We start from the raw sequence: 428 nt of genomic DNA, 5'->3' as shown, positions 1-428 counted from the left end.
GAAAGTCTTTGGTGAGCGTTCACACAAATTATCTGATGTCTGTAGTTTAGAGTGTCGTAGTCTGAATCGATTTGATTTAGCACAAATTAGATTTTGGCTCAGTTGGTTAGAGCGCACCCCTTTACTAAGGTAGAGAGTAGGGTGAGGTTGGTAGCTGACAGAGTGAGAAGTTTGATTAGTTGGGTCTGTAGCTCAGTTGGTTAGAGCGCACCCCTGATAAGGGTGAGGTCGGCCGTTCAAATCGGCCCAGACCCACCAAAATCTCAATAACGGCGTTATTTAAGTTCTCGTTTAGCAGGCTAAACGTCAAACTGAAAAGCCTTGTTCTTGAAGTTTTGGAGAATACTTTAATGTGAAATCATTAGAGTCGGTTAGAAAGACTAAAAAATGGGGCTATAGCTCAGCTGGGAGAGCGCCTGCTTTGCACG

The 428-nt window shown here is 43.9% G+C and carries 1 tRNA gene; it reads left to right on the top strand.

The window, feature by feature from the left end:
- Positions 1-181 precede the first annotated feature (181 nt).
- Positions 182-258: transfer RNA gene (locus I8J31_RS20760), tRNA-Ile, on the top strand.
- Positions 259-428 lie beyond the last annotated feature (170 nt).

Origin of the sequence: Marinomonas transparens (assembly GCF_016463975.1) — a bacterium.
GTDB classification, from domain to species: domain Bacteria; phylum Pseudomonadota; class Gammaproteobacteria; order Pseudomonadales; family Marinomonadaceae; genus Marinomonas; species Marinomonas transparens.
This window is presented reverse-complemented; position numbering and strand designations above follow the sequence as displayed.